Source organism: Lysobacter lycopersici, assembly GCF_007556775.1.
Taxonomy (GTDB): Bacteria; Pseudomonadota; Gammaproteobacteria; order Xanthomonadales; family Xanthomonadaceae; genus Pseudoluteimonas; species Pseudoluteimonas lycopersici.
This window is the reverse complement of sequence record NZ_CP041742.1, coordinates 359,160-379,392: the sequence shown is the minus strand read 5'-3', so window position 1 is coordinate 379,392 and position 20,233 is coordinate 359,160. Positions and strand designations below refer to the sequence as shown.

The following is a 20,233-nucleotide window of genomic DNA, read 5'->3' as shown; positions in this document are numbered from 1 at the left end:
TCACTGCCAGAACCGGACGACCACGCCGAGCAGCGCGATCAGGCCGAGGATCATGGCGAAGGCATAGTGGTAGAGGTAACCGGATTGCGTCTTGCGCAGCAGCCCGGCGAGCAGGTCGACGAGGCGCGCGCTGCCGTTGACGAACAGGCCGTCGATCACCTTCGCGTCGAACATGCGCGACAACTTGCCCAGCGCGATGCCGCCGCCGGCGAAACCGCCGATCCACAGGTTGTCGGCCCAGTATTTGTTTTCGAGCACGCGCTTCGGCAACGCGAAGATCCGCGCCGCTTTCGCCGGCAGGCCGGGCTTCCACCAGTACATGACGGTCGCCAGCAGGAAGCCCGAGAAGGCGAGCCAGAACGCTGGCGCCTTGAATCCGTGCAGCGCGAAATCGACGGGGCCGTGCCAGCCCTCTTCCGCGATCTTCGCGACGACATCGCGCGCTTCGGGCACGTCGATCGCGCCGAGGAAGAACGGCAACTGCTTCGCGTGGCCGAGCATGTCGGTGCCGAACAGCATCGGGCCGACGGTCAGGAAGCCGATCACCGCCGAGGGAATCGCCAGTAGCACCAGCGGCAGCGTCACCACCCACGGCGATTCGTGCGGCTCGTGGCCGTGTCCATGATCGTCGTGCGCGTGGCCGTCGTGGCCGTCGTGCGCATGCGCGGCATCGTGATGCGCGTCGGCGTGCTTCCAGCGCGCTTCGCCGAAGAAGGTCATGTACAGCAGGCGGAAGCTGTAGAACGCGGTGACGAACGCGCCGAGCAGCACCGCCCAGTAACCGTAGCTCGCGATGCTCCAGAAGGGTGCGCCGTGGGCGTGCTCGGCGGCGGCCTCGATGATGGTGTCCTTCGAATAGAACCCGCTGAAGAACGGCGTGCCGACCAGCGCCAGGGTGCCGATCCACATCGTGATGTGGGTGATCGGCATGAGCTTGCGCAGGCCGCCCATCTTGCGCATGTCCTGCTCGTGGTGCATGCCGATGATGACCGAGCCCGCGCCGAGGAACAGCAGCGCCTTGAAGAAGGCATGCGTCATCAGGTGGTAGACCGCGGCCGAATACGCCGAGACACCCAGCGCCACGGTCATGTAGCCGAGCTGCGACAGGGTGGAATACGCGACGACGCGCTTGATGTCGTTCTGCACGATGCCGATGAGGCCGGTGAAGAACGCGGTGGTCGCGCCGATGAACAGCACGAAGTTGAGCGCAGTCTGGCTCAGCTCGAACAGCGGCGACATGCGCGCGACCATGAAGATGCCGGCGGTCACCATCGTCGCGGCGTGGATCAGCGCCGAGATCGGGGTCGGGCCTTCCATCGAATCCGGCAGCCACACGTGCAGCGGCACCTGCGCCGACTTGCCCATCGCGCCGACGAACAGGCAGATGCAGATCACGGTGGCGACCGACCACGACCACATCCCGCTCGTCGCATTGTCCTGATTGAAGAACTCGCCGAGATGATGGCCGACGATGGTCGGGGCGTTCGCGAAAACAGTCGCGTAGTCGAGCGTACCGAACCAGTACAGCACCGCGGCGATGCCGAGCAGGAAGCCGAAGTCGCCGACGCGGTTGACCAGGAACGCCTTGAGGTTGGCGAAGATCGCGGTCGGGCGCTTGAACCAGAAACCGATCAGCAGGTACGAGACCAGGCCCACCGCTTCCCAGCCGAAGAACAGCTGCAGGAAGTTGTTGCTCATCACCAGCATCAGCATGCTGAAGGTGAACAGCGAGATGTAGCTGAAGAATCGCTGGTAGCCGTCGTCGTCGGCCATGTAGCCTATGGTGTACACATGCACCAGCAACGAAACGAAGGTGACGACCACCATCATCATCGCGGTCAGCTTGTCGACCATGAAGCCGACGTGGGCCTGGATGCCGCCGGTTTGGAAGAAGCTGTAGACGTTCTCGTTGAACGGCACCGCGCCCTGCAACAACTGCCACAGCACCATGCAGGACAATGCGCAGCTCACGGCGACGCCGAGGATGGTGGCACTGTGCGCGCCGACGCGGCCGATGCGGCGGCCGAACAGGCCGGCGAGGATCGCACCCAGCAACGGGGCCAGCACGATCAGCAGCAGGTGGGTCTTTGAAATCACCATGCCGTCAGCCCTTGAGCATGTCGATGTCGGCGACGTCGATCGTGCGCCGGTTGCGGAACAGGGTCACGAGGATCGCGAGGCCGATCGCGGCCTCGGCCGCGGCCACGGTCAGGATGAAGAACACGAATACCTGCCCGGCCGCGTCGCCGAGCTGGCGCGAGAACGCGACGAAATTGATGTTCACTGACAGCAGCAGCAGCTCGATGCACATCAGCAGCACGATGACGTTCTTGCGGTTGAGGAAGATGCCCGCCACGGCGATGCAGAACAGCACCGCGCTGAAGGCGAGGTAGTGGCCGAGGGTCAGGCCATGCCCAAGCAATGCGTTCATGCCCCGCCCTCCCCGCCATCGGCTCGTGGCTTCGCCGGTTCCATCTTCACGATGCGCACGCGGTCCTGCGCGCGGACGCCGGCCTGCCACGACGGATCCTGGTGCTTGGCGCCAACGCGGCGGCGCAGGGTCAGCATCACCGCCGCGATCACCGCCACGGTCAGGATCACCGCGGCCGTCTCGAACGGCAGCATGAAACCGGTGAACAGCGACTCCGCCAGCCAGTGGGTGTTGCCGCTGGCCGAATCCGCGGCCATCGCCGCGTCGTTCGCCGCGAACCCCGTCGCCACGCGCGACTTGACCCCGATCAGCGCCAGCATCTCGCCCAGCATCACCACCGCGACCAGCAGGCCGACCGGCAGGTAGCGCACGTAGCCTTCGCGGATCCTGGCGATGTCGATGTCCAGCATCATCACCACGAACAGGAACAGCACCATCACCGCGCCGACGTAGACCAGCACCAGCGCGACGCCGAGGAATTCGGCGCCGATCAGCAGCCACGAACAGGCGACCGAGAAGAACGTCAGCACCAGGAACAGCGCGGCATGCACCGGGTTGCGCACGCCGATCACCCCGACCGCGGAAGCGACCGCAAGGGCGGCGAAGGCATAGAACAGGGCCAATGCGTAGTCCATGCGATCCTCAGCGGTAAGGCGCGTCGGCGGCGCGGCGTTCGGCGATGCCGGCTTCGAGGCGGTCGCCCAGGGCCAGCAACTGCGGCTTGGTCAGGATGTTCTCGCCGCGCTTTTCCATGTGGTATTCGAGCACGTGCGTCTCCACGATCGAATCGACCGGGCAGGATTCCTCGCAGAAACCGCAGAAGATGCACTTGAACAGGTCGATGTCGTAGCGCGTGGTGCGGCGGGTGCCGTCGGCGCGCTGTTCGGAATCGATGGTGATCGCCAGCGCAGGGCACACCGCTTCGCACAATTTGCAGGCGATGCAGCGTTCCTCGCCGTTCGGATAGCGGCGCAGCGCGTGCAACCCGCGGAAGCGCGGCGACTGCGGCGTCTTCTCCATCGGGTACATCAGCGTGTACTTCGGACGCCACAGGTACTTGAAGGTCAGCCACATGCCCTGCAGCAGCTCGACCAGCAGCAGGCCCTTGAACCAAGCGAAGATCCTGCCCATCACGCACCCACCTCGAACACGCCGTAGTAAGCCATCAGCGCGGTCGCGCAGATCCATGCCAGCGTCACCGGGATGAAGACCTTCCAGCCCAGGCGCATGATCTGGTCGTAGCGGTAGCGCGGGAACGTGGCGCGGAACCAGATGAAGCAACTGGCGAAGAAGAACACCTTGGCGAACAGCCACCACCAGCCGTCCACCGACAGCAGCGGGATGCCCCAGCCGTGGAAGGGGCTGAGCCAGCCGCCGACGAAGAAGATCGCGGTCAGGAAGCTGACCAGGATCATGTTCGCGTATTCGGCGAGGAAGAACAGCGCGAACTGCGAGCCGGAATACTCGACCATGTGCCCGGCGACGATTTCCGATTCGCCTTCCACCACGTCGAACGGCGCGCGGTTGGTCTCGGCGACGCCGGAAATGAAGTAGACGAGGAACAGCGGCAGCAGCGGGAACCAGAACCATTCGAACGGACCCGCGTCGCCGGCCTGCGCATTGACGATGTCGGTGAGGTTGAGGCTGCCGGCCGCGATCAGCACGCCGACCATGGCGAAACCCATCGCAATTTCGTAGCTCACCACCTGCGCGGCCGAACGCATCGCGCCGAGGAAGGCGTACTTCGAGTTCGAGGCCCAGCCGGCGAGGATGATGCCGTACACGCCGAGCGAGGTCATGGCCAGCAGGTACAGCAGGCCGGCATTCGCGTTCGACAGCACCAGCTTCGCGTCGAACGGCACCACCGCCCAGGCCGCGAACGCCGGCGCGAGGGTGATCAGCGGCGCCAGCACGTACAGCACCTTGCTCGCCTCGGTCGGGCGGATCACTTCCTTGAACAGCAGCTTGAACACGTCGGCGAAGGCCTGGAGCACGCCGAAGCCGACGTACATCGGCCCGTGGCGGACGTGCATCCAGCCGATCAGCTTGCGTTCCCACACCACGTAGAAGGCGACGGCGAGGATCACCGGCACGGCGATGGCGAGGATCTTCAGCACGATCCACGCGACCACGCCGAACGCGCCCAGGGACATCAGCGCGGCATGCAACGGATCGAACAACTGCGAGAGCAAGGTGGCGGTGTTCATGCCGGGCGCACCTCGACGCGTGCGCTGGACAGCGGCGCGGTGGCGCCGAAGCCGGATTCGACCCAGGCCACGCCCTGCGCGACGCGTGCATCGATCGCGACCTGCAACGTGGCGGTGCCGACAGCCGTGGCGAACTTCGCCATCGCGCCATCGGCGATGCCGAGCGCGGAGGCGTCGGCGGGATTCAGCGCCGCGCGCGGGCCGGCGTTGAGCGGATGCGCCTGCAACGCCGCGGCGCGGCGCACGGTGGCGTCGACGCGGTAGATCGCCTGCGACACGACAAGTTCCAAGCCCTGCTGTGGGAGCGACGGAAGTCGCGACGCATCGCCACTCCGGGTCGCGGCTGAAGCCGCTCCTACAGTGGAAATTCCCGCGCGCAATCCATCGAGATCGGTGAATTCGAAGCCCGGCGCATCCAGCATCGCACCGAGCGCACGCAGCACGCGCCAGCCCGGGCGCGCGTCGCCGCGCAGCTTGCCGGCGGCCTGGCTGCGCTGTTCGCGGCCTTCGAGGTTGACCAGCGTCGCCTCGATTTCCGAAATCGCGCCGATCGGCAGGATTACGTCGGCCACGCGTCGCGTGGATTGGCAGGCGTAGTGGCTGAACGCGACCACGCGTGCATCGCCCAGCGCCTTGAGCGCGGCGTGCTGGTCGGCGAAATCCAGCCCCGGCTCCAGTCCGTACACGACATAGGCCTTGCGCGGGTCGCGCAGCATCGCCTGCGCATCGCGCGCGGCGGGCAACACGCCCATGCGCGCGAGGCCGAGCGCATTCGCGCCCTGCGGGATGCGGCAGATTTTCGCGTTCTTCGCCGCGGCGAAATCGGCCACGGCCTTGCGGATCGCCGCGGCATGCGGGCTGTTTTCGGCCACGCCACCGACGATCACCGCGACGCTGTTCGCGTCGCCGACATCGACGTTCGCCAACACGGACGCGATTTGCGACGGCGGCACGATGCCGCTCGAAGCGACCGGGAACGCGAATTCGAAATCGACCGGATTGACCACGTGCACCTTGGCCCCGCGCAGGGTCGCCCGACGCACGCGATGGTGCAGCAGCGGCACTTCATGGCGCAGGTTGCTGCCGACGATGACGATGGCGCCAGCTTGTTCGAGTTCGGCGACCGGCATGCCGAAGGCTTCGGCCGTCGCGCCATCGCTCAGGTCGATCTGCGCAATGCGATGGTCGAGGTTGCCGCTGCCGAGCGCTTCGGCGAGGCGCGCGAGCAAGGCGCCCTCCTCGTTCGAGGTCGCCGGATGCACCAGCACGCCGAGGTCGTCGCCGCCGCTGTTCGAAGACGTGCTTTCGCGCAGGATCTTCGCCGCTTCCGCCAGCGCTTCGTCCCACGTCGCCTCGCGGAAGTTCTCGCCGTCGCGGATCAGGGGAACCGACGCGCGATCCTCGGCGTACAGGCCCTGGTGCGCGTAACGATCGCGGTCCGAGAGCCAGCACTCGTTCACCGCTTCGTTGTCGCGCGGCACGCTGCGCAGGATCTCGCCGCGTCGCACGTGGTGGAACAGATTGCTACCGAGCGCGTCGTGCCAGCCCAGCGATTCCCTGGCGGTCAGTTCCCACGGCCGCGCCTTGAAGCGGAACACCTTGTTGGTCAGCGCGCCGACCGGGCAGACGTCGATGACGTTGCCGGAGAGTTCGGTCGTCAACGGCTTGCCGTCGTAGGTGCCGATCTGCAGGTTCTCGCCGCGCTGCATGCCGCCGAGTTCGTAGGTGCCGGCGATGTCCGCGGTGAAGCGCACGCAGCGCGTGCACTGGATGCAACGGGTCATGTCGCTGGCGACCAGCGGCCCGAAATCCTCGTCAGCCACAACGCGCTTGCGCTCGGAGAAGCGCGACACCGAACGGCCGTAGCCCAGCGAGAGGTCCTGCAATTCGCATTCGCCGCCCTGGTCGCAGATCGGGCAGTCCAGCGGATGGTTGATCAGCAGGAACTCCATCACGTTGCGCTGCGACTGCAGGGCCTTGTCGCTGCGCGTGAACACCTTCATGCCGTCGGCGACCGGCGTGGCGCAGGCCGGCTGCGGCTTGGGCAGCGGCTTGCCGCCCATTTCCGCCTCGACCAGGCACATGCGGCAGTTCGCCGCGATCGGCAGCTTGTCGTGATAGCAGAAACGCGGGATCGGGATGCCGGCCTTGTCCGCGGCCTGGATGATCATCGAACCCTTGGGCGCGGCGCATTCCACGCCGTCAATGAAGACGGTGACGTGGTCGGGCGGCAGTTTCGGGTTCACCGGCTGCGCACTCATGCCGCGACCTCCACCGGCTTCACCAGCGTGCCCGCGCGTTCGTCGTCGACGTAGAAGCGCTTGTTCACGATGGCGTATTCGAACTCGTGCCAGAAATGGCGCAGGAAGCCCTGCACCGGCCACGCCGCGGCTTCGCCGAAGGCGCAGATGGTGTGGCCCTCAATCTGTCCGGCCGAAGCCTTGAGCATGTTCAGGTCGTCCACCGTCGCCTCGAAGTTGGCGATGCGGGTGAGCATGCGGTACATCCAGCCGGTGCCTTCGCGGCACGGCGTGCACTGGCCGCAGCTTTCCTTGAAGTAGAAGCGTGCGATGCGCTGGCAGGCGCGGACCATGCAGGTGGTTTCGTCCATCACCACCACTGCGCCAGAACCGAGGCCGGAACCGGCCTTCTGGATGGAGTCGTAATCCATGGTGCAGGCGAGCATCGTCTCCGCCGGCAGCACCGGCATCGACGAACCGCCCGGGATCACCGCCTTCAACTTGTGGCCGTTGCGCACGCCGCCGGCCATGGCCAGCAGGTCGGCGAACGGCGTGCCGAGGCGGATCTCGAAGTTGCCCGGATTGTTGACGTGGCCGGAAATCGAAAACACCTTCGGCCCGCCGTTGTTCGGCTTGCCGAGGTTGGCGAACCATTCCGCGCCGTTGCGCACGATCGCCGGCACCGAGGCATAGGTTTCGGTGTTGTTGATCGTGGTCGGCTTGCCGTACAGGCCGAAATTGGCAGGGAACGGCGGCTTGTAGCGCGGCTGGCCCTTCTTGCCTTCCAGCGACTCCATCAGCGCGGTTTCCTCTCCGCAGATGTAGGCGCCCGCGCCGAGCGCGTTGTAGATGTCGATATCGACGCCGCTGCCGAGAATGTCCTTGCCCAGCCAGCCGTTGGCGTAGGCCTCGCGCGTCGCTTCTTCCAGGTGCTCGAACGGCTCGTGGTGGAATTCGCCGCGCAGGTAGTTGTAGGCGACGCTGGAACCGGTCGCGTAGCAGGCGATCGCCATGCCCTCGATCACCGCGTGCGGGTTGTAGCGCAGGATGTCGCGATCCTTGGCTGTGCCCGGTTCGGATTCGTCCGAATTGCACAGGATGTATTTCTGTCCCGGGCCTTTCGGCATGAAGCTCCACTTCAGGCCGGTCGGGAAACCCGCGCCGCCGCGTCCGCGCAGGCCGGAAGCCTTGACCATGTCGACGACCGCGGCCGGCTCGATCTTCTCGCTCAGGATCTTGCGCAGCGCGCTGTAGCCGCCGGTCTTGAGGTAGTTCTCGTACGACCACGGCTTGTCGAAGTGCAGCGTCGTATAGACGACGTTGTGCTCCTGCGGCGCCGGTCCGACCGGGCCGTAGCCTTCCGAGTAGTGGCTATGTCCGCCCATTACTTCAGCCCGTCCAGCAGCTCGTCGACTTTCGCCGCATCGAGCTTCTCGTGGTAATGCCCGTTGATCACGACCACCGGCGCGCCGCAGCAGGCGGCCACGCATTCTTCCTCGCGCTTGAGGTAGACGCGGCCGTCGGCGGTGGATTCGCCGAGCCTGCAGCCGAGCTTCTTCTCCGCGTGTTCGACCAGTTGCTCGGCGCCGTTGAGCCAGCAGCTGATGTTGGTGCAGAAGGCGACGTTGTTGCGGCCGACCTTTTCGGTTTCGAACATCGAATAGAAGGTCGCGACCTCGTAGGCCCAGACCGGCGGGAGGTCGAGGTACTTCGCGACCGCAGCGATGATCTCGTCGCTCAGCCAGCCGCCGTTCTGTTCCTGCGCGGCGAACAGCCCCTGCAGCACGGCGGAGCGCTTGCGGTCGGCCGGGAACTTGGCCAGCCAGTGGTCGATGTGCGCACGCGTTTCCGCCGAGAGCGCGACCATCGGGTCGACGTTGCGCGCGTTTTCGAAGTTGCCAGTCGCTTTCATCGATCCTTACCGGTCAATCTCGCCGAACACGATGTCATAGGTGCCGATCATGGCGACCACGTCCGCCAGCATGTGGCCCTTGACGATCGCGTCCATCGACGACAGATGCGCGAAGCCCGGCGCGCGCAGGTGGCAGCGGAACGGTTTGTTCGCGCCGTCGCTGACCAGGTAGCAGCCGAACTCGCCCTTGGGCGCTTCCACCGCGCTGTAGGTTTCGCCGGCGGGCACGCTGTAGCCCTCCGAGAACAGCTTGAAGTGGTGGATCAGCGCTTCCATGTCGTCCTTCATCGCTTCGCGCGACGGCGGCGACACCTTGTAGTTGTCCAGCATTACCGGGCCGGGATTGGCCTTCAGCCATTTCACGCACTGCTCGATGATGCGGGTGGACTGGCGCATTTCGGCGACGCGCACGAGGTAACGGTCGTAGCAGTCGCCCTGCACGCCGACCGGGATGTCGAAATCGACTTCCGCGTACTTCGCGTAGGGCTGCTTCTTGCGCAGGTCCCAGGCCACGCCGGAACCACGCAGCATCGGCCCGGTCATGCCCCAGGCCAGCGCCTGCTCCGGCGGGATCACGCCGATGCCGACGGTGCGCTGCTTCCAGATGCGGTTGTCGGTGAGCAGGGTTTCGTACTCGTCGACGCGCTTGGGGAAGTCCTCGCAGAAATGCTCGAGGTAGTCGAGCAGCGAGCCTTCGCGCCAGGAATTGAAGCGCTTGAGCTTGCCGCCCTTCTTCCACGGCGATTCCTTGTACTGCGGCATGCGGTTCGGCAGGTCGCGGTAGACGCCGCCGGGGCGGTAGTAGGTCGCGTGCATGCGCGCGCCGCTGACCGCCTCGTAGCAGTCCATCAGTTCCTCGCGCTCGCGGAAGGCGTACAGGAACACCGCCATCGCGCCGAGGTCGAGCGCGTTCGACCCGATCCACATCAGGTGGTTCAGGATGCGCGTGACCTCGTCGAACATGGTGCGGATCCACTGCGCGCGTTCCGGCGCCTCGATCCCCATCAGCGTTTCGATCGCGCGCACGTAGGCGTGCTCGTTGCACATCATCGAGACGTAGTCGAGTCGGTCCATGTAGCCGATCGACTGGTTGAACGGCTTGGATTCCGCGAGTTTCTCGGTACCACGATGCAGCAGGCCGATGTGCGGATCGGCGCGCTGCACGACTTCGCCGTCCATCTCGAGGATGAGGCGCAGCACGCCGTGCGCCGCCGGATGCTGCGGACCGAAGTTCAGCGTGTAGTTGCGGATTTCCTGCTTCGCTTCGGCCGGATTGCTGGCGAAACCGGCGTGCGCGGGCGGGTGCTGGATCGACGGCGCGGTCACTTCACGCCCCCTGCCTTGCGGCCCGCCTGCTCTCCCGCCGCAGTCGCGTAGCGCGCGTCGTCGCGGACCACGCGCGGCACGTTCACCCGCGGCTCGACGCTGGTCACCGGTTCGTACACCACGCGCTTCCTGTCCGCGTCGTAGCGCACTTCGACGTTGCCGATCAGCGGGAAATCCTTGCGGAACGGATGGCCGACGAAACCGTAGTCGGTGAGGATGCGACGCAGGTCCGGATGGCCCTGGAACACGATGCCGAACATGTCGAAGGCCTCGCGCTCGAACCAGTTCGCCACCGGCCACAGGTCGACGACCGAAGGCACCACCGGCAGCACGTCGTCGGGCGCGAACGTGCGCACGCGCAGGCGCCGGTTGTTGGCGACGGACAGCAGCTGCAGCACCGCGGCGAAGCGGCGTTGCGGCACCGGGATCGCGCCCTCGCCGTCCGGCTCGGGCAACTGCTGGCTCGGGGTTTCACCAAACTTGAAGCGGCCGACATTGCGGCCTTCGACGCCACGGCTGAAGCCTTCCGAGGACACGTCGGTGTCCCATTCGTCGCTGCCGTAGCCGAGGTAATCGATGCCGGCGACGTCGATCAGCTGTTCGAAGCCGAACTCGTCGCGCAAGGTCTTGCAGTTCGCGTGCGATTCGGCCGCATCGAACACGATGCCGACTTCGCCGCGCGGTTCGTCGACCGAGACTTCGGCGCCAGGGAAACGCGCGCGCAGGCGTTCGGCGAATGCGGCGGGAGCCTCACGCATCGCGCAGCCCCGTCTTGTTTTCGCCGAAGTTGCTGGCGCGGCGGATCTTCTTCTGCAACTGCAGGATGCCGTAGACCAGCGCCTCGGCGGTCGGCGGGCAACCGGGAACGTAGATGTCCACCGGAACGATGCGGTCGCAGCCGCGCACCACCGAATAGGAATAGTGGTAGTAGCCGCCCCCGTTCGCGCAGCTGCCCATCGAGATCACCCACTTCGGGTCGGGCATCTGGTCGTAGACCTTGCGCAGCGCCGGGGCCATCTTGTTGACCAGGGTACCGGCGACGATCATCACGTCGCTCTGGCGCGGCGACGGACGGAACACCACGCCGTAGCGGTCCAGGTCCAGGCGCGATGCGCCGGCATGCATCATCTCGACCGCGCAGCAGGCCAGGCCGAAGGTCATCGGCCACATCGAACCGGTGCGCGCCCAGTTCAGCAGGATGTCGGAGCTCGTCATCAGGAACCCCTGCTCCAGCAGCGGGTTCTCGCCGGCCGGGCGCAGGATGTCGTCAACCTGCCCCTGCGGCAGCGGGTTGTTGGCCTTGTCGACCAGGCCCTGGACGGTACCGAGCAGGCTCATGCGGTCACTCCCATTCCAGCGCGCCCTTCTTCCACACGTAAATGAACCCGAGCAGCAGCAGGCCGAGGAAGATGCCCATCTCGACCAGCCCGAACACGCCGAGCTGGCGGAACACCAGCGCCCACGGGAAGACGAACGCGATTTCCAGGTCGAAGGCGATGAACAGGATCGCGATCAGGTAGTAGCGCACGTCGAAGCGCATGCGCGCGTCCTCGAACGCGGCGAAACCGCATTCGTAGGGCGAGAGCTTCTCTGGGTTCGGGCGTCGGGGCCCGAGGACGTTGCCGATGACGATCAGCGCGATGCCGATGCCGGTGGCGACGATCAGGAACAGCAGGGTCGGCAGGTATTCGGCCAGCACTCGTGTTCTCTCGGCTACTTGCCGCTGCGCGGCCGTTGCTCTGGGATGGAGCCGGCGGATGTTTCCATCCGCCTCGTTGTTGGTGCCCAAGGGGGGACTCGAACCCCCACGACCGAAGCCGCTACCACCTCAAGGTAGTGCGTCTACCAATTCCGCCACCTGGGCAATTCTGTTCACACGACGACTCGCGCCGTCGTGTCCGATAGTTTAACCGTTGCCTCAACCGCCTTGCGAAGGAACCGGGGACGGCGCCGGAGGCGTGCCCTGCTGTTGCGCCGGAGCCGGGGCGGCCGGAACCTGCTGCGCCGGCACCGCGGGGCCCTGCTGCTGGGCCGGAGCCGGCGCCGCCGGAATCTCCTGCAGCGGGGCGGACGGAGACGGCGTCTTCGCGGCCGGAACCGAGCCCATCAGGCCAAGGTCCTGCGCCGCTGGCGTCGCGACCGCGGAATGGTTGATGTGGTACGCCATGAACAGGCTGATCGCGAAGAACACGATCGCCAGCCACTTGGTGCTCTTGGACAGGAAGTTCGAGGCGCCGCGCGAGCCGAACACGGTGGCCGAGGCGCCGCCGCCGAAGCCGGAACCGGCCTGCGCACCCGCACCGCGTTGCATCAGGATCATCGCGATCATGGCGATCGCGATCAGGACATAGACCACATTCAGGGCGAGCATCAACATCAGACGGATTCCTGGGCGGCCGCCGCGACGATGGCGAGGAAACCGGCGGCCTCGAGCGAGGCCCCGCCGATCAACCCGCCGTCGACATCGGCCTGCGAAAACAGCGCGGCGGCATTGTCGGGCTTGCAACTGCCGCCATAGAGGATCGGCAGCGAATCCGCGATTTTAGCATCGCGTCCCGCGATTTCGCCACGAATGAATGCGTGCACCGCCTGGGCCTGCCCTGGGGTGGCGGTCAGGCCGGTGCCGATCGCCCACACCGGTTCGTAGGCGACCACGGCGCCGTCCAGTGCGCCGACCCCCGCGAGCTTGAACACCGGCGCCAGCTGGGCGGCGATCACGGCTTCGGTCCGCCCCGCCTCGCGTTCGGCCAGGGTTTCGCCCACGCACAGCACCGGCACCAGCCCTGCGGCGCGGGCCGCGATGAACTTGCGCGCGACCAGGTCGCTCGATTCGCCGTGGTACTGGCGCCGTTCCGAATGGCCGACGAGGACGTAGCGGGCGCCGATGTCGGCCAGCATCGAAGCGGCGACTTCGCCGGTGAACGCACCCTTGGCGTGTTCGCTGACGTCCTGGGCGCCCAGTTCCACACCCTTGCCGGCGAACTGCCAGGCGAGTTCGGCGAGATAGGGGAACGGCGGCATCACCACGCGCTCGACCCCGGCCGGTGCCGGGACCGCGGCGATCGCATCGACCAGGGCGGTGGCGAAGGCGCGGTCGCCATGCAGTTTCCAGTTGCCGGCGACGATCTTGCGGCGCATCACGGACTCCTCACTTGAGCTTGATCTCGCGCAGGCGTTCTTCGAGGTAGCCCTGCGCGGTGATCGCCTGCGGATAACGGCTGGGGTTGTCGGCGCTGGTGCACGACGGCAGCACGTCGATCAGGAAATCCGGGTTCGGATGCAGGAAGAACGGCGTGGAAAAGCGCGGCTGGCGCGCCTGTTCGCCCGGCGGATTGACCACGCGATGCGTGGTCGACGGGTACACGTGGTTGGTCAGGCGCTGCAGCATGTCGCCGATGTTGACGACGATGGTGTCGGCGTCGGAGGTGAACGGCACCCACTCGCCCTTCTTCGACAACACTTCCAGCCCTGCGGCGCTGGCCCCGACCAGCAACGTGATCAGGTTGATGTCCTCGTGCGCCCCGGCGCGCACGTTCGGGATGTCGTCGGTGGTGATCGGCGGATAGTGGATCGGGCGCAGGATCGAATTGCCGGAGTTCGTTTTGTCGGCGAAATAGTCCTCGGGCAGGTCGATGTGCAGCGCCAGCGCGCGCAACACCTGCGAACCGAGTTCGTCCAGCGATTGGTACAGGCCGTAGCCGACGCGTTCGAACTCCGGGATTTCCCCCGGCCAGATGTTCGCGGGCATGTCCGCGGCGTACTTCGAATCGCGCGGGATCTCGCGACCGACGTGCCAGAACTCCTTGAGGTCGGAATACTTCGCGCCCTTCGCGGTCTCGACGCCGAACGGCGTGTAGCCCCGCGCGCCGCCGCCGCCGGGCACGTGGTAGCGCTTCTTGGTTTCTTCCGGCAGCGCGAAGAACTCGCGGAAGGTGTCGTAGGCCTCGTCGATCCGCGCCTGCGGGATGCCATGGCCGCGGATGCCGGCGAAACCCCATTCGCGGTAGGCCGCGCCGAGTTCGTCCACGAAGGCCTGGCGATCCTCCGCCGAAACGGGATGGGTGAAGCGGCGGATGTCGAGGGTGGGGATGCGGGACGTCATGTCGGTCATGCCTGTTGCGCGGCCGCGCGCACCGCGGCCGAAAGGGTGTCGAGGGTGGATTGCACCAATGCGTCGTCGTCGGCTTCGACCGTCACCCGCACCACCGGTTCCGTCCCCGAGGGACGCAGGAATGCGCGCCCGCGGCCTTCGACCGCGCGCTGCGCTTCGGCGAGCGCGGCCTTCACGCCGTCGGCTTCGGCCGGCTTCGCGCCACCGTCGTAGCGCACGTTCACCGTCTTCTGCGGCACCTTGTGCAGGCCGTCCAGCGCATCCGCCAGGCCGATGCCGCGGCGCTGCAGCACTTCCAGCACCTGCAGCGCGCTGACGATGCCGTCGCCGGTGCTCGCGCGATCCAGGCACAGGATGTGGCCGGAGGCTTCGCCGCCGAGCACCGCATCGTTCGCCAGCAGTTGCTGGTGCACGTAGCGGTCGCCGACCCTGGCGCGCACGAAACCGATGCCGCGTTCGGCCAGCGCGCGCTCGAAGCCGTAATTCGTCATGAGGGTGCCGACCACCGGTCCGCGCAGGCGCCCGCTTTCCTTCCAGTCGCAGGCGAGCACGTACAGCAGGTCGTCGCCGTCGCGCACCCTGCCATTGCCGTCGACGAACAGCACGCGGTCGCCGTCGCCGTCGAAGGCGATGCCGAGGTCGGCGCCGGTTTCGCGCACGCGCGCGGCCAGGAATTCCGGATGGGTCGAACCGATGCGGTCGTTGATGTTGAGGCCATTCGGCTCCACGCCGATGGCATCGACGCGCGCGCCGAGTTCGCGCAGCACCAGCGGGCCGAGCTGGTAGGTCGCGCCGTTCGCGCAATCGACCACGATCCGCATGCCGCCGAGGTTGAAGCCACGCGGCACCGAGTTCTTGCAGGCTTCGACGTAGCGGCCGATGGTGTCGCGGGTGCGTACCGCCTTGCCGAGCAGTTCCGAAGCCACGGTGCGGAACGGTTCGTCGAGCGCGGCCTCGATCGCGAGTTCGGTCGCGTCGTCGAGCTTCTCGCCCTGCGCCGAGAAGAACTTGATGCCGTTGTCGTGGTGCGGGTTGTGCGAGGCGGAAATCACGATGCCGCCGTCGGCGCGCATGGAATGGGTGAGGTGCGCGACCGCCGGGGTCGGCATCGGACCCATCAACTGCACGTCGACGCCCGCCGCGACCAGGCCGGCCTCGAGCGCGGCTTCGAACATGTAGTTGGAAATGCGCGTGTCCTTGCCGATCAGCACTACCGGCTTGCGCCATTCGCGATCACGCTGCAGCGCGGCGGCGGTCAGCGCATGGCCGTAGGCATTGCCGAGGCGGAGCACGAAATCGGCGGAAACCGGGCTTTCGCCGACGCGCCCGCGGATGCCGTCGGTGCCGAACCAGCGGCGCGCGCTCACGCCGCCTCCGCGTCGTCCCCTGGCACCGGCTGCCGCATCATGAGCGCCAGCAGGTGGGCGAGCCGTTCGCGCAGTTCGCGGCGGTCGACGATCTGGTCCACGGTGCCGTGCTTGAGCAGGAATTCCGAAGTCTGGAAGCCTTCCGGCAGGGTTTCGCGCACGGTCTGTTCGATCACGCGCGGGCCGGCGAAGCCGATCAGCGCCTCGGGTTCGGCGATATTGAGGTCGCCGAGCATCGCCAGCGACGCGGACACGCCGCCGGTGGTCGGGTTGGTGAGCACGGACACGAACGGCAGTCCGCGCGCGCGCAAGCGCCCGATGACCGCCGAGGTCTTGGCCATCTGCATCAGCGAGAACAGGCTTTCCTGCATGCGCGCGCCGCCCGAGGCGGTGAAGCACACCAGCGGGCAGCCGAGTTCCAGCGCGCGTTCGCCGGCGATGGCGAAGCGTTCGCCCACCACCGAGCCCATCGAGCCGCCCATGAAGGCGAAGTCGAAGGCGCAGGCGACCAGCGGCCGCTGCTTGAGCTTGCCTTCCATCGCGATCAGCGCGTCGCGCTCGCCGCTGGACTTCTGCGCGGCCTTGATCCGGTCCGAATACTTCTTCTGGTCCTTGAACTTGAGCACGTCGGTCGGGCCGAGCTCGCCGCCGAGTTCATGGGTCGAGTCCGGGTCGAGCAGCGCCAGCAGGCGCGCCCGCGCGCGGATCGGCATGTGGTGGCCGCATTTCGGGCAGACCTCGAGGTTTTCCTCGAGCTCGGGCCGGTACAGCACCGCGCCGCACTTGTCGCACTTCTCCCACAGGCCCTCGGGCACGCTGCGCTTGCGCTCCGTGCCGGTTTCGGTGCGGATGCTCGCGGGCATCAGTTTCTTCAGCCAGGACATGCGGCAGGCGGCTCGGTGGTCTGGAGGCCGGACAGTCTAGCGCAGCGACCCGGCCGCGCCGGCGCCGAGGGCGGCGCGCAGCGGGGCGAGGAATTCGCCGGCAGCGCGCACCGGGTCGGCGGCCACGGCCAGCGCCGCGACCAGGGCGCTGCCGACGACCACGCCATCGGCCTGCTCCGCCATGCACGCGGCCGAGGCTGCGTCCTTGATCCCGAAACCAGCCAGCACCGGCACCGGACTGCGTTCGCGCAGCGCGGCGATGCGCGCGCCGGCCGCGGCCGGATCCAGCGCATCCGCACCAGTGACGCCGGCGAAGCTGACGTAATAGAGATAGCCTCGCGCGCCTTCGAGCATGCGGTCGACCCGCTCGGCCGGCGTGGTCGGCGCCAGCAGCCGGATCAAGGCGAGCCCATGCGCGTCGAATGCGGTTTCGAAATCGCCGGCTTCCTCGGGCGGCAGGTCCACCAGCAGCACGCCATCGACGCCGGCTTGCGCCGCATCCTGCGCGAACGTTTCCGCACCGCGGATCTCGACGGGATTGAGGTAGCCCATCAGCACCACCGGCGTGGTCGCGTCGCGATCGCGGAACGCGCGCACGCAGCCGAGCACGTAGGCCAGCCCCGCGCCGCGCGACAAGGCGCGTTCGGAACTGCGCTGGATCACCGGGCCGTCGGCCATCGGATCGGAGAACGGCACGCCGAGTTCGAGCAGGTCCGCGCCCGCTGCGACCAGCGCATGCAGTACCGGCACCGTCGCTTCCAGCGAGGGATCGCCGGCGGTGACGAACGGCACCAGCGCCTTGCGGCCGTTGGTCTTCAATGCAGCGAATTTGGCGTCGATGCGGCTCATACCCTCACGCCTTCCCTTGCGGCGATGGTGTGCACGTCCTTGTCGCCGCGGCCGGAGAGGTTGCACAGCACGATGCCGTCCCTGGGCAGTTCGCGCGCGAGCTTGATCGCCTGGGCGATGGCATGGCTGGATTCCAGCGCGGGCAGGATGCCTTCGGTTTTCGCCAGCAGGTGGAACGCAGCCAATGCTTCGTCGTCGGTGACGCCGACGTATTCGGCGCGACCCATGTCCTTGAGGAAGGCGTGCTCGGGGCCGACGCCGGGATAGTCGAGGCCCGCGGAAACCGAATGCGTTTCGATGATCTGGCCATCGTCGTCGCACAAGACATAAGTGCGATTCCCGTGCAGCACGCCTGGACGGCCCGCTGCCAGGGATGCGGCGTGGTGTCCGGTGTCGATGCCCTCGCCTGCCGCTTCCGCGCCGACGATGCGCACCGAAGCATCGTTGAGGAAGGCGTGGAAGATGCCGATCGCGTTGCTGCCGCCGCCGACGCAGGCGGTGACCACGTCGGGCAATTTCCCGTATTCGGCCAGCACTTGCGCGCGCGCTTCGCGCCCGACCACGGCGTTGAAATCGCGGACCATGCGCGGATACGGATCGGGGCCGGCGACGGTGCCGATGATGTAGAAGGTGCCGGCGACGTTCGTCACCCAGTCGCGCATCGCTTCGTTCAGCGCATCCTTGAGCGTGGCCGAACCCGAGGTCACCGGCACCACCTCCGCACCAAGCAGCTTCATGCGGTAGACGTTGATCTTCTGCCGCTCGATGTCGGTGGCGCCCATGTACACGACGCACTGCAAGCCGAGCCGCGCTGCAACCGTCGCGCTTGCGACGCCGTGCTGGCCCGCGCCGGTCTCGGCGATGATCCGGGTCTTGCCCATGCGCGATGCGAGCAGCGCCTGGCCGATGGTGTTGTTGATCTTGTGCGCGCCGGTGTGGTTCAGGTCTTCGCGCTTGAGCAGGATGCGTGCGCCGCCGGCATCGCGGGTGAGGCGTTCGGCGAAATAGATCGGACTTGGTCGGCCGACGTAATGCTTCAGGTCGGTTTCGAATTCGGCGACGAAGGCCGGATCGACGCGCGCGGCATCGTAGGCCGCGGCGAGTTCCTGCAACGGGCCAACCAGGGTTTCGGCGACGAAACGCCCGCCGAAGCGGCCGAAGTGGCCGTTCGCGTCGGGGTATTGGTGGAAATCGATCGCCGCGCCGGGCGCAGCTTCGGAAGCAGTCACGGTGAATCTCCAGAACCGGAAGGACAGCCGCGAATCGCCCATGGGAGCGGCGGCAAGGCGCGAATCGCGGCGCCGGCTTACCTGACCGCAGCCGCGGGTACGCGGCGCCAGCGGCGCAGCGATCGACCGGAATGCTTGTGGCGGCGGGCGTTCATGGAGTGGCGCTAGCCTACCGCATCCACGCAACGCCGGGTTCAGCGCCCGCAGGCGGCGCAGCTCGTTCCGTCGTCGTCGTCCACGTGGCAGTCGGCGCGGCGCACCTCCTCGACGAACCTGCGCATCTTCTCTCCGTCCTTGATGCCGTGCGCGGATTCGATGCCGCTGGACACGTCCACGCCCCAGGGCAACGTGGCCTGGATCGCATCGAACACGTTGTCCGGCTCGAGGCCGCCGGCGACGATGAACGGCCGGTCGAGGCCGGTGGGAATGCGCTTCAGGTCGTAGCGCGCGCCGTGCCCGCCGCTGCCGCCTTGCGCATGGCCATCGAACAGGAACGCCGCGGCGTTCGGATAGCGCGCCTGCAGTTCGGCCGCACTGCCGATGTCCGCTTCGCCCATCGCGATCGCCTTGATCCAGGGCACGCCGAAGCCGCGGCAGAAGGCATCGTCCTCGTCGCCGTGGAACTGCAGCAACGTGGGCCGTGCCTGCTTGATCGCCTCGCGTACCTCGGCCGCGGGTGTGTCGGCGAACAGCGCGACCACGTTCACCAGCGGCGCCAGCGCGTTGCGCATTGCGCGCGCCTGTTCCGGTTCGATCCGGCGCGGACTGCGCTCGGCGAACACGAAACCGATCGCGTCGGCGCCGAGTTCGCTGGCGAGGCGCACGTCGCCGGGTCGGGTCAGGCCGCAGAACTTGATGCGGGTGCGGAACAGGGTCTTGTTCATGCGTTCGGTCCTATCGTGACTTCAGCCGGCAGCTTCCAGCTCCCGGGATACAGCGGACCGGCGAACACCAGTCCCTGCGGTGGCGCGGTCGGGCCGGCCAAGGTGCGGTCGCGCGCGGCGAGCACCTCGGCGATCCACGATTGCGGCCGTTCGCCGGCGCCGACTTCGATCAGCGAACCGACGATGTTGCGCACCATGTGGTGCAGGAACGCGTTCGCCTGCACCTCGATGTCGAGCACGTCCCCGTCGCGGCGCACGGAAATCCGCTGCAGGTTCCGCCGCGCGTGCGGCGCCTGGCAATGCACGGTGCGGAAACTGGTGAAATCGTTTTCGCCGAGCAGCGCCTGCGCCGCGGCGTGCATTGCATCCGCATCGAGCGGGCGCCGTTCCCACGACAACCACTGCCGTTGCAGCGCCGGGCGCACCGCACGGTTCAGCAGGCGGTAGCGGTAGCGCCGCGCGACCGCGGAAAAACGCGCATGGAAATCGCCGGCGACCGGCATGCACCAGCGCACGCTCACCGCTTCGGGCAAGCGACTGGTCGCGCCCAGCATCCAGCCGCGTGATTCGCGCGTCGCATCGCTGTCGAAATGCACGACCTGGCAGGCCGCATGCACACCGGCGTCGGTGCGCCCCGCGCAGGTCACCAGCACCGGATGATCCGCGACCGTGGACAGCGCGTCCTCGACCGCGGACTGGACGGTCGGAAGCCCGGTTTCGCCGGGCTGGGTCAGTCGCTGCCAGCCGGAGAAACCGCTTCCGTCGTATTCGATGCCGAGCGCCAGTCGCATCG

General features: G+C 67.1%; 21 protein-coding genes and 1 tRNA gene. All 22 read right to left on the bottom strand.

Annotated features, from left to right (window positions below; all coding sequences use genetic code 11):
• Complete coding sequence (gene nuoL, locus FNZ56_RS02015; RefSeq protein ID WP_143878250.1) at positions 1-2,100, bottom strand: NADH-quinone oxidoreductase subunit L; 2,100 nt, start codon at positions 2,098-2,100, stop codon at positions 1-3.
• A 4-nt stretch (positions 2,101-2,104) separates the two neighbouring features.
• The gene (nuoK, locus tag FNZ56_RS02010; RefSeq protein ID WP_143878249.1) at positions 2,105-2,431 is read right to left on the bottom strand and encodes an NADH-quinone oxidoreductase subunit NuoK; all 327 of its coding nucleotides are present in this window, start codon (positions 2,429-2,431) and stop codon (positions 2,105-2,107) included.
• Entirely contained in the window at positions 2,428-3,066 is a 639-nt protein-coding gene (locus FNZ56_RS02005) for an NADH-quinone oxidoreductase subunit J (protein WP_143878248.1), read from the bottom strand. Before FNZ56_RS02005 ends, nuoK begins: the two co-directional genes overlap by 4 nt.
• A 7-nt stretch (positions 3,067-3,073) precedes the next feature.
• Positions 3,074-3,562: an NADH-quinone oxidoreductase subunit NuoI gene (gene nuoI, locus FNZ56_RS02000; RefSeq protein WP_143878247.1), complete on the bottom strand. Its 489-nt coding sequence runs from the start codon at positions 3,560-3,562 to the stop codon at positions 3,074-3,076.
• Complete coding sequence (gene nuoH, locus FNZ56_RS01995; RefSeq protein WP_143878246.1) at positions 3,562-4,638, bottom strand: NADH-quinone oxidoreductase subunit NuoH; 1,077 nt, start codon at positions 4,636-4,638, stop codon at positions 3,562-3,564. Before nuoH ends, nuoI begins: the two co-directional genes overlap by 1 nt.
• Positions 4,635-6,899: an NADH-quinone oxidoreductase subunit NuoG gene (gene nuoG / locus FNZ56_RS01990; RefSeq protein WP_143878245.1), complete on the bottom strand. Its 2,265-nt coding sequence runs from the start codon at positions 6,897-6,899 to the stop codon at positions 4,635-4,637. The genes nuoH and nuoG overlap by 4 nt, the downstream gene beginning before the upstream one ends.
• Entirely contained in the window at positions 6,896-8,263 is a 1,368-nt protein-coding gene (nuoF, locus tag FNZ56_RS01985) for an NADH-quinone oxidoreductase subunit NuoF (RefSeq protein WP_143878244.1), read from the bottom strand. Before nuoF ends, nuoG begins: the two co-directional genes overlap by 4 nt.
• On the bottom strand, positions 8,263-8,790 hold the full coding sequence (gene nuoE / locus FNZ56_RS01980; protein WP_143878243.1) for an NADH-quinone oxidoreductase subunit NuoE: 528 nt from the start codon (positions 8,788-8,790) through the stop codon (positions 8,263-8,265). Before nuoE ends, nuoF begins: the two co-directional genes overlap by 1 nt.
• Positions 8,791-8,796: 6 nt before the next feature.
• The gene (locus tag FNZ56_RS01975; RefSeq protein WP_143880233.1) at positions 8,797-10,101 is read right to left on the bottom strand and encodes an NADH-quinone oxidoreductase subunit D; all 1,305 of its coding nucleotides are present in this window, start codon (positions 10,099-10,101) and stop codon (positions 8,797-8,799) included.
• Between the two features lie 11 nt (positions 10,102-10,112).
• Entirely contained in the window at positions 10,113-10,874 is a 762-nt protein-coding gene (locus FNZ56_RS01970) for an NADH-quinone oxidoreductase subunit C (protein WP_143878242.1), read from the bottom strand.
• On the bottom strand, positions 10,867-11,454 hold the full coding sequence (locus FNZ56_RS01965) for a NuoB/complex I 20 kDa subunit family protein (protein WP_143878241.1): 588 nt from the start codon (positions 11,452-11,454) through the stop codon (positions 10,867-10,869). The genes FNZ56_RS01970 and FNZ56_RS01965 overlap by 8 nt, the downstream gene beginning before the upstream one ends.
• A 4-nt stretch (positions 11,455-11,458) precedes the next feature.
• Positions 11,459-11,815: an NADH-quinone oxidoreductase subunit A gene (locus tag FNZ56_RS01960; protein WP_143878240.1), complete on the bottom strand. Its 357-nt coding sequence runs from the start codon at positions 11,813-11,815 to the stop codon at positions 11,459-11,461.
• An 80-nt stretch (positions 11,816-11,895) separates the two neighbouring features.
• Positions 11,896-11,980, bottom strand: a tRNA-Leu gene (locus FNZ56_RS01955).
• Positions 11,981-12,034: 54 nt separating this feature from the next.
• On the bottom strand, positions 12,035-12,493 hold the full coding sequence (gene secG, locus FNZ56_RS01950; RefSeq protein WP_143878239.1) for a preprotein translocase subunit SecG: 459 nt from the start codon (positions 12,491-12,493) through the stop codon (positions 12,035-12,037).
• Positions 12,493-13,254, bottom strand: coding sequence for a triose-phosphate isomerase (gene tpiA, locus FNZ56_RS01945; protein WP_143878238.1), 762 nt, complete (start codon positions 13,252-13,254; stop codon positions 12,493-12,495). Before tpiA ends, secG begins: the two co-directional genes overlap by 1 nt.
• A 10-nt stretch (positions 13,255-13,264) precedes the next feature.
• The gene (locus tag FNZ56_RS01940) at positions 13,265-14,218 is read right to left on the bottom strand and encodes an isopenicillin N synthase family dioxygenase (protein WP_143878237.1); all 954 of its coding nucleotides are present in this window, start codon (positions 14,216-14,218) and stop codon (positions 13,265-13,267) included.
• A 5-nt stretch (positions 14,219-14,223) separates the two neighbouring features.
• Entirely contained in the window at positions 14,224-15,594 is a 1,371-nt protein-coding gene (glmM, locus tag FNZ56_RS01935) for a phosphoglucosamine mutase (RefSeq protein WP_143878236.1), read from the bottom strand.
• Positions 15,591-16,478, bottom strand: coding sequence for an acetyl-CoA carboxylase, carboxyltransferase subunit beta (accD, locus tag FNZ56_RS01930; protein WP_143878235.1), 888 nt, complete (start codon positions 16,476-16,478; stop codon positions 15,591-15,593). Before accD ends, glmM begins: the two co-directional genes overlap by 4 nt.
• Positions 16,479-16,514: 36 nt before the next feature.
• The gene (gene trpA, locus FNZ56_RS01925; RefSeq protein WP_143878234.1) at positions 16,515-17,327 is read right to left on the bottom strand and encodes a tryptophan synthase subunit alpha; all 813 of its coding nucleotides are present in this window, start codon (positions 17,325-17,327) and stop codon (positions 16,515-16,517) included.
• Entirely contained in the window at positions 17,324-18,523 is a 1,200-nt protein-coding gene (gene trpB / locus FNZ56_RS01920; RefSeq protein ID WP_345452405.1) for a tryptophan synthase subunit beta, read from the bottom strand. The genes trpA and trpB overlap by 4 nt, the downstream gene beginning before the upstream one ends.
• Before the next feature lie 227 nt (positions 18,524-18,750).
• Complete coding sequence (locus tag FNZ56_RS01915) at positions 18,751-19,440, bottom strand: phosphoribosylanthranilate isomerase (protein ID WP_143878232.1); 690 nt, start codon at positions 19,438-19,440, stop codon at positions 18,751-18,753.
• A complete protein-coding gene (gene truA, locus FNZ56_RS01910) occupies positions 19,437-20,231 on the bottom strand; it encodes a tRNA pseudouridine(38-40) synthase TruA (RefSeq protein ID WP_143878231.1) in 795 nt (264 codons plus the stop codon). Before truA ends, FNZ56_RS01915 begins: the two co-directional genes overlap by 4 nt.
• Positions 20,232-20,233: the final 2 nt, after the last annotated feature.

Bases quoted from the DNA above. Each gene is read 5' to 3' on its own strand.
- nuoL (WP_143878250.1), bottom strand. From the start codon at position 2,100: ATGGTGATTTCAAAGACCCACCTGCTGCTGATCGTGCTGGCCCCGTTG.
- nuoK (WP_143878249.1), bottom strand. From the start codon at position 2,431: ATGAACGCATTGCTTGGGCATGGCCTGACCCTCGGCCACTACCTCGCC.
- FNZ56_RS02005 (WP_143878248.1), bottom strand. From the start codon at position 3,066: ATGGACTACGCATTGGCCCTGTTCTATGCCTTCGCCGCCCTTGCGGTC.
- nuoI (WP_143878247.1), bottom strand. From the start codon at position 3,562: ATGGGCAGGATCTTCGCTTGGTTCAAGGGCCTGCTGCTGGTCGAGCTG.
- nuoH (WP_143878246.1), bottom strand. From the start codon at position 4,638: ATGAACACCGCCACCTTGCTCTCGCAGTTGTTCGATCCGTTGCATGCC.
- nuoG (WP_143878245.1), bottom strand. From the start codon at position 6,899: ATGAGTGCGCAGCCGGTGAACCCGAAACTGCCGCCCGACCACGTCACC.
- nuoF (WP_143878244.1), bottom strand. From the start codon at position 8,263: ATGGGCGGACATAGCCACTACTCGGAAGGCTACGGCCCGGTCGGACCG.
- nuoE (WP_143878243.1), bottom strand. From the start codon at position 8,790: ATGAAAGCGACTGGCAACTTCGAAAACGCGCGCAACGTCGACCCGATG.
- FNZ56_RS01970 (WP_143878242.1), bottom strand. From the start codon at position 10,874: ATGCGTGAGGCTCCCGCCGCATTCGCCGAACGCCTGCGCGCGCGTTTC.
- FNZ56_RS01965 (WP_143878241.1), bottom strand. From the start codon at position 11,454: ATGAGCCTGCTCGGTACCGTCCAGGGCCTGGTCGACAAGGCCAACAAC.
- secG (WP_143878239.1), bottom strand. From the start codon at position 12,493: ATGTTGATGCTCGCCCTGAATGTGGTCTATGTCCTGATCGCGATCGCC.
- tpiA (WP_143878238.1), bottom strand. From the start codon at position 13,254: ATGCGCCGCAAGATCGTCGCCGGCAACTGGAAACTGCATGGCGACCGC.
- FNZ56_RS01940 (WP_143878237.1), bottom strand. From the start codon at position 14,218: ATGACGTCCCGCATCCCCACCCTCGACATCCGCCGCTTCACCCATCCC.
- accD (WP_143878235.1), bottom strand. From the start codon at position 16,478: ATGTCCTGGCTGAAGAAACTGATGCCCGCGAGCATCCGCACCGAAACC.
- trpA (WP_143878234.1), bottom strand. From the start codon at position 17,327: ATGAGCCGCATCGACGCCAAATTCGCTGCATTGAAGACCAACGGCCGC.
- FNZ56_RS01915 (WP_143878232.1), bottom strand. From the start codon at position 19,440: ATGAACAAGACCCTGTTCCGCACCCGCATCAAGTTCTGCGGCCTGACC.
- truA (WP_143878231.1), bottom strand. From the start codon at position 20,231: ATGCGACTGGCGCTCGGCATCGAATACGACGGAAGCGGTTTCTCCGGC.